Source organism: Leucobacter chromiireducens subsp. solipictus (assembly GCF_016758195.1).
Classification (GTDB): Bacteria; Actinomycetota; Actinomycetes; order Actinomycetales; family Microbacteriaceae; genus Leucobacter; species Leucobacter solipictus.
The window spans coordinates 186683-202556 of record NZ_QYAC01000005.1; the positions used below are offsets into that span (position 1 = coordinate 186683).

Below are 15874 nucleotides of genomic sequence, written 5' to 3' on the forward strand. Positions count from 1 at the left end.
CTCCCTTGCCCCCAGGGTCCAGCCTATTGCGGGGGTGGAGCGCCCGGCAGCAGACGATCTGGGCGCGTTGCCGACTCTGATCGTACGAACATACGAGCCTCAGCCGTGAGGTCCGAGTCTTCCCGGAGACTCGAGGCCTCCGCGGTCGGAAGGTCAGGAGCCGGACATTCGGGAAGGTTCTTTGCGAGGTCGTCGCGGAGTCGCGTCAACGCCAGTCGCGAGGGCTCCGAGAAGGCACGCAGCAGCCCCCAATTCTGGACGCCGCGGAGCCTCAGCAATTCGAGAAGCACCAGCGCCACGGTGGCGCAGAACTCCACTGCGCCGAATCTCGGGAGCTCGTTCAGTCCCCAGCTCAGGACACCCCAGACAATCAGTGCAGCTGCGCACGAGGCGAACAGGGCATAGGCGAACGCGGCCATCCACAGACGCCCAGCACCCAGGGAGGATTCGGCACCCTGCATTCCTGCGGCCGGGAGCCACAGGAGCGCCCCCGCAATGAGCGCGTACCCGCCAGCGGCAAGGGTCGTATCTGCCATGGTCAGCGAACTGCCGGAGAACGCGGGAACGAGAACAAGCGCAAGACACCCAATCGTTGCGGCCCACGAGAAGAACGCGGTCGGAGCCTCGGTGCTCTCATCCGAGTAGCGGCTCAAGCGCCTGTCCACCTCGCGAAGCTTGTCGCGATCGAACACACCCGGGTCCCTCCACACATCCTGCAGAAACCGAAATGATTCGATCAGGACAAGCGCCGCGAGCAACACGAGAATCGCGGCCGCAAGCCACGAACCGTGCACGGCCGCGCCTGTCACGGCGATCAATGTGACGATGTACAAGAGGAGCTGAATCCCAAAGAGTCCGTATGCGCGTTGTTGTTCGATGCGCACCTGTGCAGCGGTGGCGGGGGACGCCTCCCAAACTTGGTACACGTGAGACAACCGGGATCCCGCCGCGGCCAGAATCACCACTACGGCAACGCAAATCGTGGCGATCACGCCGACGACGGCCCAGACATCCTCCGCCGTGAACCCCAGGCCATTGCTGACGCTGCTTCGGAGGTCCGCAACGAAATCCTCGTGGGGACCGCTCCCGGCGAGCACGATCACCGTCATCAGCATGACGAAGACGCCGAGCCCGCCGTAGACCGAGAAGAACGTCGCTGGGGGTATCGCCTTCGCGCTGGCAGCGTCTTCCGGTGTGGTGATTGCGCCCGTGTGGCCTTTGGCTCCTTGGTCGGCCAAGCTACAGCGCCCCGACGATGTCGGCCAGCAACCTCGCCAGGCGCGGTGCCGCGGCGCGGCCGGCATCGAGCACCTCGGCGTGGCTGAGGGGATCGTCGCCCATGCCCGCGGCCGGGTTCGTGATGAGGGAGAGGCCGAGCACCTCCATCCCGGCCTCACGGGCGGCGATCGCCTCGAGCGCGGTGGACATGCCCACGATCTGCCCGCCGATAGTGCGGAGATACCGAATCTCTGCCGGGGTTTCGTAGTGCGGGCCCGGGAGCTGCACGTACACGCCCTCCTGCAGATCCGGCGCGATGCCGCGCGCGATGTCGCGCAGCCGCGGGGCGTACAGGTCCGTGAGATCCACGAAGTGCGCGCCCTCGATGGGGGACTGGGCGGTGAGATTCAGGTGGTCGCTGATGAGCACGGCCTCGCCCGCGGCGAATGCCGGATCGACGCCGCCGGCTCCGTTGGTGAGGACCATGATCCGCGCCCCGGCGGCGGCGGCCGTCCGGACCCCGTGCACGACGGCACGGACGCCACGCCCCTCGTAGACGTGCGTGCGCGCACCGATCACGAGCGCGTGGGACCCGTTCGGGAGCCGGATCGAGCGCAGCGTGCCCGAGTGCCCGGCAACACCCGACGCGTGGAAGCCGGGAACCTGGTCGGCAGGGACCTCCGCAACGGTCTCGCCGAGCGTCGTGACCGCGTCCCCCCAGCCGCTGCCCAGGGTCAGTGCGATGTCGTGCCGAGCAACGCCCGTCAGGCGGGCCAGAGCGGCAGCGGCGTCCGCGGCGAGTGCAGTGGGGTCGGAGGAGGGAGAAGTGGCTTCCGTGCGCATGGCATCAGCCTACGGGGCGCGAGTGAACGGGCGTACACTGGGCGCTGAACCCGATCTGAGACGACCGTCGCGTTTCCGACCGCCGCAGCGATGATCTCTGGAGTTCACATGACTGGCACCCCCGGCGAACGGCCCCTTGAGGCTGGCGTTCGCGTCGATTTCCACGACGCCATGAGCTACGCCGACTATTTGGCGTTGGATCAGGTCCTCACCGCGCAGCACCCGCTGAGCTCGCCCCCGCACCACGATGAACTGTTGTTCATCATCCAGCACCAGACCTCGGAGCTGTGGCTCAAATTGATGCTGCACGAGCTCCGGGCAGCGCGGGCATTCCTCGATACGGGGCGGCCCGAACACGCCTTGAAAACGCTCGCCCGCGTGAAACAGATCCTCCGCTCACTCACCGAACAGTGGTCAGTGCTGGCCACGCTGACCCCCTCGGAGTACGCCGAGTTTCGCGCGGTGTTGGGATCCTCGAGCGGGTTTCAATCTGCGGGGTATCGCGCCGTGGAGTTCATCCTGGGCAACAAGAACGCGCGGATGCTGCGGATGTTCACGGAGCGACCGGCACAGCACGCGGAGCTGGAGACGGTGCTCCGGGAGCCGAGCGTCTACGACGCGTTCCTGCGGCTGCTCGCGCGCCGCGGGCACACCGTTCCCCGTCGCGTGCTCGATCGCGACGTATCGAAGGCCTGGGCGTTGGAGGATGGGCTCGTGCCGATGTTCACGCGGATCTACGAGCACGTTGCCGAGCACTGGGACGTGTACGAACTGTGTGAATCGCTGATCGATATCGAGGACGCGTTTCAGCTGTGGCGCTTTCGGCACCTGAGCACGGTGCAACGCATCATCGGGTTCAAGCGCGGCACCGGGGGCTCCTCTGGAGTGGGATTCTTACGCAAGGCCCTCGACCTCACCTTCTTCCCTGAGCTGATCGCTGCGCGCACCGAGATCCGCGACCTGGCGGTTGGCTGAGCTGCCGTCGCGTCCCCGCTTCACCTGGAACGCGATGAGCAGGATCGCGAGCCAGATCGGTCCCACGATGACCGCGGTTCGGTAGCCCGGATGGAACGCCATCAGCACCACGAGCACCGCGAAGAAGACGAGCACGATCCACGGGGAGACGCGGGCCCACGGCAAGCGGTACTTCAGCGCCGCGACGCCCTCCGGTCCGATCCGCTGCCGGAATTTCAGCTGCGTGATCATGATCATCGACCAGTTGATGATCGCCGCGATCGTCGCCACCGACATCAGGTACTGGAAGGCGAACTCGGGCCACAGGAACACCACGAACACGGCGATGACCGTCACCGCCGATGAGGTAAGGATCCCGGCGACGGGCACGCCGTTGCGGGACACGGCCCGGAGATACCGGGGCGCGTTGCCCTGCTCGGCGAGGGAACGCAGCATTCGGCCGTTCGCGTAGAGGCCCGAGTTGTACACCGAGATCACCGCGGTCAGGACGACGAGATTCAGGATGTGGGCGGCCCCGGGGATCCCGATCCGGTCGAAGATCTGCACGAACGGGCTGGTTTCCCCGTCGAGACTGTCCCAGGGGACCACGGCCATGATGACTGCGAGCGCGCCGATGTAGAAGATCAAGATGCGCAGGATGATCTGGTTGATCGCTCGGGGGATGGTGCGCTCCGGGTGCTCCGCCTCGCCCGCGGTGATGCCGACGAGCTCCGTTCCCCCGAAGGAGAACATCACGACGACCAGCGCGAAGAGCATGCCGCTGACGCCGAGCGGAAAGAACCCGCCCTGATCCCACAGATGGGCGAAGCTGGGATCCGGCAGGTCCGAGCTGTTATTGATGCCGGCGATCACCACGATCGCGCCCAGCACGATCATGCCGATGACGGCGGCGACCTTGATCAGTGCGAGCCAGAACTCGAACTCGCCGAAGACGCGCACGCCCGCCAGGTTCATGAGGGTGATGAGCACGAGGAAGAACGCCGCGGACACCCAGGTCGGGATCCCCGGCAGCCAGTAGTTCACGAAGGAGCCGACCACCGCGAGCTCGACCATCGAGACGGCGATGTAGTTGAACCAGTAGTTCCAGCCGGACACGAAACCGGCGCGGGCGCTCCAATTCTGGTTGGCGTAGTGACTGAAGGCGCCGGACACCGGCTGATCGACGGACATTTCGCCGAGCGCCCGGACCACCAGGAAGATCATGAACCCACCGATGGCGTAGGTGAGGAGGACCGACGGCCCCGCGAGCCCGATGGACTCCGAGGAGCCGTAGAACAATCCGGTGCCGATCGCGCCGCCGAGGGCGATCATCTGAATGTGCCGGGCCTTGAGGTTGCGCCGCAGGGTGTGGGTGGGTTGGGTGACGGCCTTGCCGGCCGTGGGCGAGGTATTGGGCATGAGAACTCCAGTGTTCAGCCCCCATCTGGAGTATGGCAGCTTTCATGCAGAAGGGCCATGCCGTGATCGAGAGGGGCTGAGTGAAACAACAAGGGCGGGGAAGTGCGGAGAACATTCTCGCACTTCCCCGCCCCGGTCGCGGGCGGCGTCAGGGCCGCCGGGCCGGACTACTCCGCGGTGCCGCGCAGGATCCGGTAGCCGCGGAGCGCGTCATAGCCGTGGATCTCGCGAGTGTCGAGCACCGCCATGAAATCGAGCACCTCGGCGGTGATGACCTGGCCGGGGACGAGCACGGGGAAGCCGGGCGGGTACGGGGTCACGAAGCCCGCGGACACGGGGGCCTCGCCCGCCGCAACCCGCTCCCGGAGTTCGTCGTGACGCACGTGCTCCACCGCCCCGCGCTGCTGGCCGCGGAAGAACGCGGCGCGGAGATCCCCGTCGGGGCGGACCGAGTCGGTCGCATACCCCGGGGCGAACGCGCTGAAGTTCGGCAGCGGCGGCATCGGGATCTCCGCGGGCAGCGGGATCGCGGGATCGCGTTGCGCCTGGGCCTCCTCGAAACGCTCTGCGAGTTTCACGAGCACCTCGATGAGGTAGGCGATCGCGCTCCGGGACGTCCCAATGTTCGTCATGAACAGCACGGTGTTGCGGCTCGTCTTGTTGACCTGAATGCCGTAGCGGTCCATGAGGTGTTCGTGCTTGAACGTGTCCCCGTCGACGCCGGTGCGACTGATCTCGATCGTGATCCGGCTCGGATCGATGACAAACTCGTCCGTGGTCCAGGTCTGCCACATCGTCGCCAGCCCGTCACGCAGCGGCATGGGGCGGCCGGTCTCGCGGTGCTCTGCGGGAATCAGATCGTGCGCGGTGAGCACGCGGAACGTGCGGCGCAGCAGCGGGTGCCGGGCGATCGCCTGCGCCAGGCTCGTCGCGAGATCGAGCTGGCGCTGCACAAGCTCGAAGCCCTCGAGCTCCACCTGCCGGCGCCCAATATCGAGCGACGTGAGGATCTGGTAGTTCGGGGAGGTCGAGGTGTGCGTCATGTACGCCTCGGTGAAGGGCTCCTCCGCGTCGCGGACCCAGTCCTGGTCGTAGACGTGGATCATGGAGCCCTGCCGCAGCGCGGTGAGCGTCTTGTGCGTGGACTGGCTCGCGTACACGCGGATGCGCGCCTCGGGGGAGGGGATCAACCGTTCGGCGAGCCACACCTCGTCGGCGGCCGGGGTGCCCTCGGCGTCGAACAGGCGGGCCTGCTGTTCGCGGTACGCGGCCGCGTGGGCGGCGGAACCGAGCCGCTCCTCGAGGCGCTTCGCGGCGGCCATGGCGGTGCGGCGTCGCGTGACCGGGTGGAATGCGGCGAACGCGAACCAGGCCTCGTCCCACAGGAACACCAGATCCGGCTTGATCGCGAGGCACTCCGCCATGACCCGCTCCGGGTCGTAGACGATGCCGTCGAAGGTGCAGTTGGTGAGCGTCACCATGCGCACCTCCTCGAGCCGTCCGGCGGCGCGGTAGTCGAGCAGCAGCTGCTTGATCTGATCGATCGGGACCGCGCCGTAGAACGCGAAGTCGTTGAGCGGGTACGCCTCGAGGTACGCGGGACGCGCGCCGGTGAGCATTACGGCGTGATGGTGTGACTTGTGGCAGTTGCGATCCACCATCACGACGTCGTTCGGGGCGACGAGCGCCTGGTGCACGATCTTGTTTGCGGTGGAGGTGCCGTTGGTGACGAAGAACGTGTGCTTCGCACCGTAGGCGCGGGCCGCGAGTTCCTGGGCCTTCTTCAGGGTCCGAACCGGGGCGAGCAGCGAATCGAGGCCGCCCGAGGTCGCGCTGGTCTCGGCGAGCAGCAGGTTGAGGCCGTAGAAGTCGGCGAGATCCCGAATCCACTTCGAGGAGACCACGGAGCCGCCGCGCGCCACGGGCAGCGCGTGGAAGACGCCGACGGGGCGGCGTGCGTGGTGCTGGATCGCGGAGAAGAACGGGGTGTCGTACAGGTGCGAGACGCGACGGAGCAGGCTCAGGTGTAATTCGAGCTGATCCTCGCGGCGGAAGACGCGGCGGAAGCGGCGGGTCAGCGCTCCCGCGAGGTCTTCGATGTGCGCGCCGGCCATCAGGTAGAGGTCGAGCTCGGGTCGGATCGCGGCGAGCGTGTCAGCGAGGCCGAGCACCCGCTGCACCGATGCGAGCGAGCTGCGCGACGGGGCCTGGCCCGGCGCCACCTCGGCGCGCGCGAGCTCGATCGTCTCGCGGAGGTCGCGGCTGAGGCGTTGGCGCGTACGCTCGCTGAACCCGGGGCGCACCACGCAGGCCAGGATGTTCGGGTTCGTGAGGATCGCGGCCACCGCGTCGTCGGCGGAGGGAACGAACACGAACTCGTAAATGAAGTCGTCGGCGGGGGCGCGCAGGCGCAGCCCCTCGGCGCGCGTCGCGTCGCGCTCGGCCGGGGTCGTCTCGTCGACGATCAGCACTTCGAAGCGAGGCCGCGGATCCGCGTCCGTGGCGAGTTCGGCGCGCTCCTGCTCCTCGATGAACTCATCGCGCGGCTCCTCCGGGACCGTGTCGCCGCGGAGGCGGTTCACCACCCGGCCGATGCGGTCAAGCGCGGTGCGGTAGTCGCCGGCAGCCAGCAGATCCCCGATGGCGGCGACGTAGCGCTGGCCGAAACCGGCCCAGTACATTTCCACGGTCTCGAGGGAGCGCAGCGAACGTTGAATCTCACCGTCGGCGGCGAGCGTCTCGATGTTGTCGCTGCCGTAGGCGAGTCGCTTCACCGCGAAGCGAAGATACTCCCAGGCGTCACTGCGCATCCGCCAGGTGCTCGACGGCATGCCGGGATCGCGCTCGAGGGCGTGACCGGAGTTCGGGCTGAGGTTTGCCTGTGGCACCTTCGTGTCCGTGTGCCCCGGGATCGGGATCGATCCGGTGGTGGCCATGTCGATCGTGCCGAGTCCGCGCCGGAACGCATCGGCGGACATGTCGTAGTCGGATTCGATCCTCGTCATAGGTGGGGTGTCCTTCCGACAGCTTCGTTCGCACTTGCGGGTGCCGCGACCCCGGGCACCCTTGCTCGTCGATCATAGGCGCTGCACGATGCCCGCTCAGGTACGTGGCCACGGGGTGAGAATAATCGCGATATCCCCGAGCGATCCTGATGGTTTGCAGAAAAATCACCCGATGTTGGTAAGGATGCCCTAAGCTGGGCGCGTGAACACTTTCGAACCTGGTGAGCAGCCTGACGCGGTGACGGTCGTCGATCCCGCAGGTATCGCGTGCGTTCTCGCGGCGGGAGACGCCGCGGATCTGCCGGCCCTGCGCGACTGGCTCCAATCGCTCCCCGAGTCCTCCTACGGGCAGGTCTTCGTCGAGGTGTTCGCCCCGATCCAGATCGTGCCGCTTCCGCTCCCCGAGCACATGAGCGTCACCTGGCTCTGCCGCGAGCAGCGCGAGGCGAGCCCCCGGCCCGGGATCGGTCGTGCCCGCGGGGAAGCGCTCGCCGCCGCCGTGGACGCCTGGTTTGACGAGTGGCTCTGGGCGGATAGCGACAGCGTGCGCAGTATCGAGCTGTGGACCGGGGCTCGCACGAGCACCGTCATGCAGAACTACTGGTCCGCGCTCGACCGGCGACTGGAGAAGCGCTGGCCCGGTGGCGTGCAGCAGCGCGAGCGTTCGCACCCGTAGTCCGCGGCCCGGAAGCGCCGCGTGGAGCCGTAGACTATCCGTATGGCGAAAGCGTATGAACGGAAGCATCGCATCGCGGTGCTCGGTGGCGGTCCCGGTGGCTACGAAGCGGCGCTCGCGGGCGCGCAGCTCGGGGCCGAGGTGACGCTGATTGAAAGCGCCGGGGTCGGCGGAGCAGCGGTGCTCACCGACGTGGTGCCCTCGAAGAGCCTGATCGGCACCGCGGGTGCCGTCCAGGCGGTGCGAGACTCGGGCAAGCTCGGCGTGCAAGCGTTTGTGCCCGGCGGCGACGGGAAGCCCGTCCGCCCCGAAATCGCGGTCAACCTCGCCGCCGTGAACAAGCGGCTCCTCGCGATGGCGGGGGCACAGTCGGTGGACATGCTCCGCACGCTTGAAGACGCGGGCGTCCGCGTCGTCCAGGGGGAGGGACGCCTCGACGGGCCGAACGCGGTGCTCGTCTCGACCGCCGCCGCGGGCGAGGGGACCGACTTCGACCGCGTCGAAGCGGACACCATTGTCGTCGCCGTAGGGGCAAGCCCGCGGGAACTCGACTCCGCGAAGCCGGACGGCGAACGCATCCTCACCTGGAAGCAGCTCTACGATCTCCCGGCGATCCCCGAGCACCTGGTCGTCGTGGGCTCCGGGGTCACCGGTGCCGAGTTCGCGAACGCGTACCGCACCCTGGGTGCTGAGGTGACCCTCGTGTCCAGCCGGGAACAGGTGCTCCCGGGCGAGGATCCCGACGCGGCCGCCGTGATCGAACGCGAGTTCACGCGCCTCGGCATGAACGTGATGTCGAAGTCGCGGGCCTCCACCGTGACCCGCACCGCAGACGGCGTCCTCGTGGAACTCGAAGACGGCCGCACGATCGAGGCGTCCCACTGCCTGATGGCCGTCGGGTCGATTCCGAACACCGCCGGCCTCGGCCTCGAAGAGGCGGGCGTGAGCCTGACCGACAGCGGCCACATCCGGGTGAACAAGGTGGCGCGCACCGGGGTCCCGTCGATCTACGCCGCGGGCGACTGCACCGACTTCTACCCGCTCGCCTCGGTCGCCTCGATGCAGGGACGCACGGCGATCATGCACGCGCTCGGCGACTTCGTGCGCCCGATTGACCTGCGCAACGTCGCCGCAAACGTGTTCACCTACCCGGAGATCGCGACCGTCGGCTGGAACGAGCGCTCGCTCGAAGACGCCGCGGACGTCGCCAAGGCGATCTCGCACACGATCCCGCTGAGCGTGAACCCGCGCGCGAAGATGATCGGCTTCACCGACGGCTTCGTGAAGTTGTTCGCGTGGGAGGCGTCCGGCACCGTGATCGGCGGCGTGATCGTCTCCCACCGCGCGAGCGAGCTGATCTTCCCGGTGGCACTCGCGGTCGAACACCGGCTCACCGTCGATCAGGTGGCCTCCGCGTTCGCCGTGTACCCGTCGATGACGGGCGCGATCACCGACGCCGCGCGCGCACTGCACCGGCACTAAGCCTGACGATTCCGGAGTGAGGGCATGGACATGAACTCAGAAACCATCCGCACGGTGACCCTGTCCCGCCGGCGGTTGCTCGGCGGTGTTGCGGGACTCGTTGGGGTCGGAGCCACCGCGGCGCTGGTGGGCTGTGCCCCCGCGGGCAAGCCGGAGCTCGTGCCCTCCGACGATGAGGTGCAGGCTGCGGCAACCGTGCGCGCCTTCGACAACGCGTACGATCCGCCCGAGGTGGAGATCACGGTGAATCAGGCGGTGCGATGGGACTTCGCGGGTCCCGCGGAGCACGACGTGGTCGCGGACGACGGGAGCTTCGTGAGCCCCCTGCAGACCGAGGGCAGCTACACGCACGTGTTTACCGAGCCGGGGGAGTACCCCTACGATTGCTCGGTCCACCCCGAGATGACGGGCGTGGTGCGGGTGACCTCGGCGCAGCCGTAGCGAGCGGCTACCCACGCCAAAGGGGCGGGACGCGATTCTTCGCGTCCCGCCCCTTCGGCGTTTCCGGCGGCTGCGCCGCCGCGGCCTACGCGCGCTCGAACACCGCGAGCGTCTCGAAGTGGTGCGTGTGCGGGAAGATGTCGAAGCCGCGCAGGCTCGTCAGCTCGTAGCCCGCCTCCCGCAGCGTCTTCGTGTCGCGCGCCAGCGCAACCGGGTCGCACGCGACGTACACGATGTTCGCGGGGGCGAGCTGGATCAGCTGCGCCGTGACCTCGCCGCCCGCGCCCGAGCGCGGCGGATCCAACACCACCGTGCCACGGCTCAGGCGATCCCGCACCGGCGCGGCGGACTGCAGCAGCTCCGCAAGATGGCGATCCACGCGCGCGGTCAGGGCGCGGGCGCCCACGAGTTCGGACAGGTTCTCTGCCGCGTCGTCGGTCGCAGCCCCCTCCGCCTCGATTGAGGTGATCTTGAGACCGGGGCCCGCCGCCTCGGCGACCGCCGCGGCCAGGAGTCCCGCACCGCCGTACAGATCAAGGTTCCCGGCGGCCGGATCGAAGCGGCCATCCTCGATGAGATCGCTCACCGCATCGCGCACGGCGGTGAACAGCAGCGCCGGGGCCTCACGGTGCACCTGCCAGAAGCCGCCCGCGCGCACGAGGAAGCCGCGATCCTCCACGAGCTCCTGCACGGCGTCGTTCGCACCCGCGCGGGTGCGCTCACCCGCCATGCCGAGCAGCATCCGCGGGTCGTCGGCGGAGGGGGCGACGAGATCGACGGTGGCGACGCCGGGCATGAGGTCCCCGAGCGGGGCAATCTGCGCGATGCCCGCGTTCGCGAGCGGCAGCGAATCGACCGAGATGATCCGGCGGCTGCGAGCCGCATACGGGCCGACCGCGCCGGTCTCGGGGTCCACGTGCAGGCGGACCCGGCTGCGGTAGCCGAGGCCGTTCGTCTCGTCGTCGCCGGGCGCGGCCTCGATGAGGTCGGCGAGCGCCTCACGGAGGTCCTCGCCCTCCTCAGCGGCGAGCTCAACACCGCCGAAGCGACGCATCGCGTCCGTCAGGACCTCGGCCTTCAGCAGCCGCTGCCGATCCAGCGCAATGTGGCCAAACTCGGCCCCGCCCGCGCGATCCTCGGGATCCAGCGCAACGCTCGCGGCGTCCCAGACGTGATCGCGCCGGTCAGCCGACGCCTCAATCACCTCGGTGGTCGTGGCGCGGGCAAACGACTTCTTCTTCGCATCGGTGACGCGGGCGCGCACGCGCTCGCCCGGGATCGCGTCGGAGACGAAGACGACGCGGCCGTCGTGCCGGGCGACGCTGATGCCGCCGTGCGCGATGCCGGTGACGTCGAGTTCGATTTCTGCGCCGACCTCAAGAGGGCTGCCGGCGGGGGTGTCAGGGAAAGCCATGCGTCCTATTCTCCCATCTCCGCGGGAACCGGCGTATCATCGGCACATGGACAGCCGACGAACGGCGGTGGCGGTGCGACGCCTCACCGTGCGACGCGGCGGTCGCGTCGTGCTGAGCGAGCTCGGGCTCGACATCCCCGAGGGACAGATCACCGGGGTGCTCGGCCCCTCCGGCTGCGGCAAGAGCACGTTGCTGCGCGCGATCGTCGGGGTGCAGGACCACGCCGACGGCGAGGTGCGAGTCCTGGGGCACGCCGCAGGTGCGCCCGCCCTCCGCCGCAGCGTGGCCTACGCGACGCAGGCCGCATCCGTCTACGACGACCTCACCGTGCGCCAGAACCTTCGCTACTTTGCGCGGATCCTGGGCACTCCGAAGGATGATGCCGAACGCGTGATCGCGCTCGTCGGGCTGCAGGCGGAGGCGGAAACGCGGGTGGAACGGCTCAGCGGCGGCCAGCGCAATCGCGTGTCGCTCGCGGTGGCCCTGCTCGGCGATCCCCAGCTCATCGTGCTTGACGAACCCACGGTCGGGCTCGACCCGGTGTTGCGCGCGGAGCTCTGGGAACTGTTCAAGTCGCTGGCCGAGGGCGGCACCACGCTGATCGTGAGCAGCCACGTCATGGACGAGGCCCTGCGGTGCGACCGGTTGCTCCTCATGCGGGAGGGGCGGATCGTCGCGGACACCACGCCCGCCGAGTTGCTGCGATCCACCGGAGCGTCGGACCCCGAGCAGGCGTTCCTCGCGGTCATCGCCGCGGCCGCCCCGGGAGCGGGGTAGCCCGATGCGCCTCACGAGGACCCTGGCGACCGCCGGCCGCGTGCTGCGGCAGCTGGCGCACGACCCACGATCAATCGCGCTGCTTCTGCTCGCGCCGAGCCTCTTGGTGGGGCTCTTCGCCTGGCTGCTCAGCGACCAGGAGGGTGCCTTCGACCGTTTCGGAGGGCCCATCCTGGCCCTGTTCCCGTTCATCCTGATGTTTATCATCACGTCCGTGACGACGCTGCGGGAGCGCCGCTCGGGCACGCTGGAACGGTTGATGGCCACCCCGATGGGCAAGGGGGATTTCATCCTCGGCTACGCGATCGCCTTTGGGCTGGTGGCCGCGATCCAGGCGGTCGTGACGGTGGGTTTCGCGGTGCTCGTGTGCGGACTCACCACGAGCGGCCCGGTGTGGCAGCTCGGGGCCGTCGCGGTGTGTGACGCGCTGCTCGGTACTGGGCTTGGGCTGCTCGCGAGCGCGTTTGCGCGCACCGAGTTCCAGGCGGTGCAGTTCATGCCCGTGCTCGTGTTCCCGCAGATCCTGCTTGGCGGGCTCCTGATGCCGCGCGAGGACATGCCGGAGGTACTGACCCGCATCTCGGACTGGCTGCCGCTCAGCTACGCGATCGACGCCGTGAACGCGGTGACCGCTGGCGAGGAGGGCTGGACACTGGGGTTCCCGCTGATCGTGATCGGTGCCGTGACCGTGCTTGCCCTCGGACTCGCCGCGCTGACGCTGCGCCGCCGCACGCCGTAGGGCGTGCGCGGATCCGCGCGTTCCGTTCCGGTCCCCGTCCCCGTCCCCGTTCCGGTTCTGCGAGCCCGCCCAAACTGAGTCAAATTATCTAGCGCGAGGCATTCTTGGCGGAAAATCCCTCGGTTTCGAGAAATTGCCGGGGTAGAGCGGGATGCGCTGCGGGGTAGAGCGGGATGCGCTGCGGGGTAGAGGGGGAGGCGCTGCGGGGGTCCTGCGGGGCAGGGCGGGGTGCGTAGGATCGATGCATGCGCCTCTACCTCGCCTCGACCTCGCCCGCCCGCCTCTCCGTGCTGCGCGGTGCGGGGATCGAACCGATCTGCTTCTCGCCCGAGGTTGACGAGGACGCGGCGGTCGCTGCGCGCGAGGCCGAGCTCGGCCGGGCCCTGAGCGCCCCGGAACTCACCGAGTACCTGGGGCGGCTCAAGGCCGAGGACGTGGTGGCCCGGCACGGGCACGAGATCGACGGCCTGGTGCTTGGGGGCGACTCGATGTTCCTGCTCGACGATGAGATCCTGGGGAAGCCGCACCTGCCCGAGGTTGCGCTTGAGCGGTCGCGGCAGCACCGCGGACGCACCGGCGTGCTGCACTCCGGGCACTGGGTGATCGACCATACCGGAGGGGCCGTGCGGGGCGCAGTGGGCGGCGTCGATACCGCTTCGGTGACGCTCGCCGCGGACCTGAGCGACGCCGAGCTCGAGGCCTACGTGGCCACCGGAGAACCGCTCGAACTCGCCGGGGGCTTCGCGATCGACGGGCTGGCCGGCGCGTTCATCGAGCGGATCGAGGGGGCGCCGAGCTGTGTGATTGGGCTCTCCCTCCCGGAGCTCCGGCGCCTCGTGGTGCGCCTGGGGCACTCCTACCCGTCCCTGTGGAACGCGCCCACCGGCCCGTAGCCCGCCGGACCTCCCGGGCCGTAGGGGGCATCTGCCCTTGCTCCCTGCGACCCGCCGCCGATTTTCTCCTCCACACCGAGGGAATTTATCTGGAACGAGCCGAATGAGACCGTATTGCGCTCGTTGGAGATAATTTGCCTACGTTCGGGCGGCGGGCGGCAGGTGGCGGGTGCAGGGGCGGGCGCTGGGCACCGCGCGGGTGCCGGAGCTAGGCGTCGGTGCGCGCGAGGAGGGCGACCGCCAGGGTGGCGATCGTCGTGCCGTCGGCGAGGTCGACGTCGAGGAGCTCCTCGATGAGTGCGAGCCGCTGGTAGAACACTGAGCGGGAGAGCCGCGCACGCTGGGCGGCGAGTGAGCGGTTCGTGGGGTGATCGAGGTACGCGCGGAGCACGTCGAGCAAATCTCCACTGTGACCGGGCCCCGCGGCCGCATCGTGAGCGATCACGGGGCCGAGCGTGTGGGCCACGTACTCCTGCACCTCGGGCGTCGCGGACAGGCCCCGCACGAGGTAGGCCAGCGCCTGGCGTTCGGCGATCTGCACGGTGACCCGGCCGGTCCCGGCGGCGGGGCGGAGCCGTCCGGCCGCGCGCACGCGCTCTAGGGAGGTGATGAGGGAGCGCACTCCGTGGCCGGCCGCGCCGAGCCCGAGGTGCGCCCGCCACGCACCCGGCGTCGTCGACGGCAGCAGCATGTCGAGTTCGCGTGCGAGCCGTACTGCGAGCGGGGGCGGCACCTCTCCCACACTCACCGCGACCCGCGGATCGTTGATCGGAAACGAGAGGAGTGCGAGCAGCGTGACGCGGGATCCCCCGTCGCTTGCGGCGTCCTCGGGCACGAGGATCACCCGGCCCTCGGGGGCCACGGCCCGCCGCAACGCGGTCTCCAGGACGGCGCGCTCCAGGGAGTCGTGGGCCCCGAAATCCGAGGTGCCGCGCAGGGTCGCCCCGAGCACCACGCGATCCGCGATGGGGAGCCCCGCCGCGGTGAGCTGGGTCGTCAGTTCCGTGTCGCGCCGGTATCGCCCGCTGAGCAGGGTGTCGAACAGCTGCTTCGAGCTGAGCCGGAGCCAGGCCTCTCCGCTCGTGTCGGCGAGGGTGCCGAGTGCGAGCGCGAACGCCCCGAGCTCCAGCACGGTCCGCCGGCCGGCCGGGTGCTCCGGCCCGGGCAGCGCCACGAGGCGACCGAATCGGCGGCCCTGCGCCTCGACAAACACCTGCTCGGCCTCCACCGGAAGCGCGGCGTCACCCGGGCGGGCCCACGCGGCAAGCACGTGCTCCGGGTCGCGATCCCGCGCCGCCCACGCCACCACCCGCCCGGTCGAGTCCTCGAGCACGACCGGCGCGGCCAGGGTGTCCGAGAGCCGTTCGACCACGTAGTCAACGGGGCTGCGGTTCAACCCGAGCTCGGTGAGCATCGTGTGCACCTCGGCGCGTGCGGCCAGCGCCTCGTGCTGGGTCGCGAGGACTCGCTGATGGATCCGCTGGGTCAGCTGCATGAACCGCACCTCGCGATGCAGCACGATCAGGGGGATGCCGCGCTCGCCGCAGGCCCGCACCAGCGGGCTCGGGGCGCTCGTGAAGTGGGCGCCCAGTTCGAGGATCACGGCCGCGGGACCGGCGGCCACGAGCGCCCCAGAGAGGGCGGCGAGCCCGTCGGGGTCGGTGGGCCAGCCCGCGCCGGTGGTGAGGACCAACTCGCCGCCGTCGAGGAGGGCGATCGCCCCGGTGCCCGCCACGACGTGCGCCCAGCGGAGGTGGCGGTCGATGCCGGATCGACCCGCCACCACTTCCGGGGCACCGGCCGCGAGTTCGGGAAGCGTGAGCACGTCGGCCACGGTGATCGGGGTGAGATCCGGCGCTGAATTTTCCATGTCATACACAGTGTACGGAACTGCGCCGAATCTGCGATGGTTTGTCGGTCGTTCTCGCGCACTCTCCCTGCCAGACTGGCAGCAGCGGGGCGTCAGGCCTCGAACATATTGCCCGGAAGCATCCGGGGAATCCACGCAGAAA

At 69.1% G+C, this 15874-nt stretch carries 13 protein-coding genes; 7 read left to right on the top strand and 6 right to left on the bottom strand.

The genetic code is table 11. The features are described from left to right. Positions 1 to 23 precede the first annotated feature (23 nt). Together D3230_RS10600 and D3230_RS10605 are read right to left on the bottom strand one after the other, a co-directional pair. The gene (locus D3230_RS10600) at positions 24 to 1238 is read right to left on the bottom strand and encodes a hypothetical protein (protein ID WP_202345006.1); all 1215 of its coding nucleotides are present in this window, start codon (positions 1236 to 1238) and stop codon (positions 24 to 26) included. A 1-nt stretch (position 1239) separates the two neighbouring features. Further along, entirely contained in the window at positions 1240 to 2061 is an 822-nt protein-coding gene (locus D3230_RS10605; RefSeq protein ID WP_202345007.1) for a purine-nucleoside phosphorylase, read from the bottom strand. 108 nt (positions 2062 to 2169) lie between these two features. Between D3230_RS10605 and D3230_RS10610 the strand changes: the two genes are divergently transcribed. After that, positions 2170 to 3036 (top strand): tryptophan 2,3-dioxygenase, encoded by an 867-nt coding sequence (locus tag D3230_RS10610; protein WP_202345008.1) that lies wholly within the window; start codon positions 2170 to 2172, stop codon positions 3034 to 3036. Here D3230_RS10610 and D3230_RS10615 read toward each other — a convergent pair. Beyond that, positions 2956 to 4434, bottom strand: coding sequence for an amino acid permease (locus D3230_RS10615; protein WP_202345009.1), 1479 nt, complete (start codon positions 4432 to 4434; stop codon positions 2956 to 2958). The two genes, D3230_RS10610 and D3230_RS10615, sit on opposite strands and share 81 nt — an antisense overlap. Positions 4435 to 4601: 167 nt before the next feature. Then, positions 4602 to 7439, bottom strand: coding sequence for an aminotransferase class I/II-fold pyridoxal phosphate-dependent enzyme (locus tag D3230_RS10620; protein WP_420029032.1), 2838 nt, complete (start codon positions 7437 to 7439; stop codon positions 4602 to 4604). Between the two features lie 202 nt (positions 7440 to 7641). On the opposite strand from D3230_RS10620, the gene D3230_RS10625 reads away from it, so the two are divergent. Genes D3230_RS10625 through D3230_RS10635 form a run of 3 tightly spaced genes read left to right on the top strand, consistent with a single transcriptional unit; the run spans position 7642 to position 10038 of the window. Continuing rightward, the gene (locus tag D3230_RS10625; RefSeq protein WP_202345010.1) at positions 7642 to 8115 is read left to right on the top strand and encodes an SIP domain-containing protein; all 474 of its coding nucleotides are present in this window, start codon (positions 7642 to 7644) and stop codon (positions 8113 to 8115) included. A 42-nt stretch (positions 8116 to 8157) separates the two neighbouring features. Further along, the gene (locus D3230_RS10630) at positions 8158 to 9597 is read left to right on the top strand and encodes an NAD(P)H-quinone dehydrogenase (protein ID WP_202345011.1); all 1440 of its coding nucleotides are present in this window, start codon (positions 8158 to 8160) and stop codon (positions 9595 to 9597) included. A 30-nt stretch (positions 9598 to 9627) separates the two neighbouring features. After that, positions 9628 to 10038 (top strand): cupredoxin domain-containing protein, encoded by a 411-nt coding sequence (locus tag D3230_RS10635; protein ID WP_237467354.1) that lies wholly within the window; start codon positions 9628 to 9630, stop codon positions 10036 to 10038. Between the two features lie 85 nt (positions 10039 to 10123). Here the strand turns inward: D3230_RS10635 and D3230_RS10640 are convergent, their stop codons facing one another. Next, entirely contained in the window at positions 10124 to 11452 is a 1329-nt protein-coding gene (locus D3230_RS10640) for a class I SAM-dependent RNA methyltransferase (RefSeq protein WP_202345013.1), read from the bottom strand. Between the two features lie 46 nt (positions 11453 to 11498). On the opposite strand from D3230_RS10640, the gene D3230_RS10645 reads away from it, so the two are divergent. The 3 genes from D3230_RS10645 (at position 11499) to D3230_RS10655 (ending at position 13862) form a co-directional block, all read left to right on the top strand. Next, positions 11499 to 12230: an ABC transporter ATP-binding protein gene (locus D3230_RS10645; protein ID WP_202345014.1), complete on the top strand. Its 732-nt coding sequence runs from the start codon at positions 11499 to 11501 to the stop codon at positions 12228 to 12230. A gap of 4 nt (positions 12231 to 12234) precedes the next feature. Continuing rightward, positions 12235 to 12969, top strand: coding sequence for an ABC transporter permease (locus tag D3230_RS10650; protein ID WP_202345015.1), 735 nt, complete (start codon positions 12235 to 12237; stop codon positions 12967 to 12969). A gap of 245 nt (positions 12970 to 13214) precedes the next feature. Beyond that, entirely contained in the window at positions 13215 to 13862 is a 648-nt protein-coding gene (locus D3230_RS10655) for a Maf family protein (RefSeq protein WP_202345016.1), read from the top strand. Between the two features lie 208 nt (positions 13863 to 14070). On the opposite strand, the gene D3230_RS10660 is transcribed toward D3230_RS10655, so the two are convergent. Further along, positions 14071 to 15732, bottom strand: coding sequence for a PucR family transcriptional regulator (locus D3230_RS10660; RefSeq protein ID WP_202345017.1), 1662 nt, complete (start codon positions 15730 to 15732; stop codon positions 14071 to 14073). Positions 15733 to 15874: the final 142 nt, after the last annotated feature.

Coding starts and splice junctions, on each gene's coding strand:
- D3230_RS10605 (WP_202345007.1), bottom strand. CDS start 2,061: ATGCGCACGGAAGCCACTTCTCCCTCCTCCGACCCCACTGCACTCGCC.
- D3230_RS10610 (WP_202345008.1), top strand. CDS start 2,170: ATGACTGGCACCCCCGGCGAACGGCCCCTTGAGGCTGGCGTTCGCGTC.
- D3230_RS10615 (WP_202345009.1), bottom strand. CDS start 4,434: ATGCCCAATACCTCGCCCACGGCCGGCAAGGCCGTCACCCAACCCACC.
- D3230_RS10620 (WP_420029032.1), bottom strand. CDS start 7,439: ATGACGAGGATCGAATCCGACTACGACATGTCCGCCGATGCGTTCCGG.
- D3230_RS10630 (WP_202345011.1), top strand. CDS start 8,158: ATGGCGAAAGCGTATGAACGGAAGCATCGCATCGCGGTGCTCGGTGGC.
- D3230_RS10635 (WP_237467354.1), top strand. CDS start 9,628: ATGAACTCAGAAACCATCCGCACGGTGACCCTGTCCCGCCGGCGGTTG.
- D3230_RS10640 (WP_202345013.1), bottom strand. CDS start 11,452: ATGGCTTTCCCTGACACCCCCGCCGGCAGCCCTCTTGAGGTCGGCGCA.
- D3230_RS10645 (WP_202345014.1), top strand. CDS start 11,499: ATGGACAGCCGACGAACGGCGGTGGCGGTGCGACGCCTCACCGTGCGA.
- D3230_RS10650 (WP_202345015.1), top strand. CDS start 12,235: ATGCGCCTCACGAGGACCCTGGCGACCGCCGGCCGCGTGCTGCGGCAG.
- D3230_RS10655 (WP_202345016.1), top strand. CDS start 13,215: ATGCGCCTCTACCTCGCCTCGACCTCGCCCGCCCGCCTCTCCGTGCTG.
- D3230_RS10660 (WP_202345017.1), bottom strand. CDS start 15,732: ATGGAAAATTCAGCGCCGGATCTCACCCCGATCACCGTGGCCGACGTG.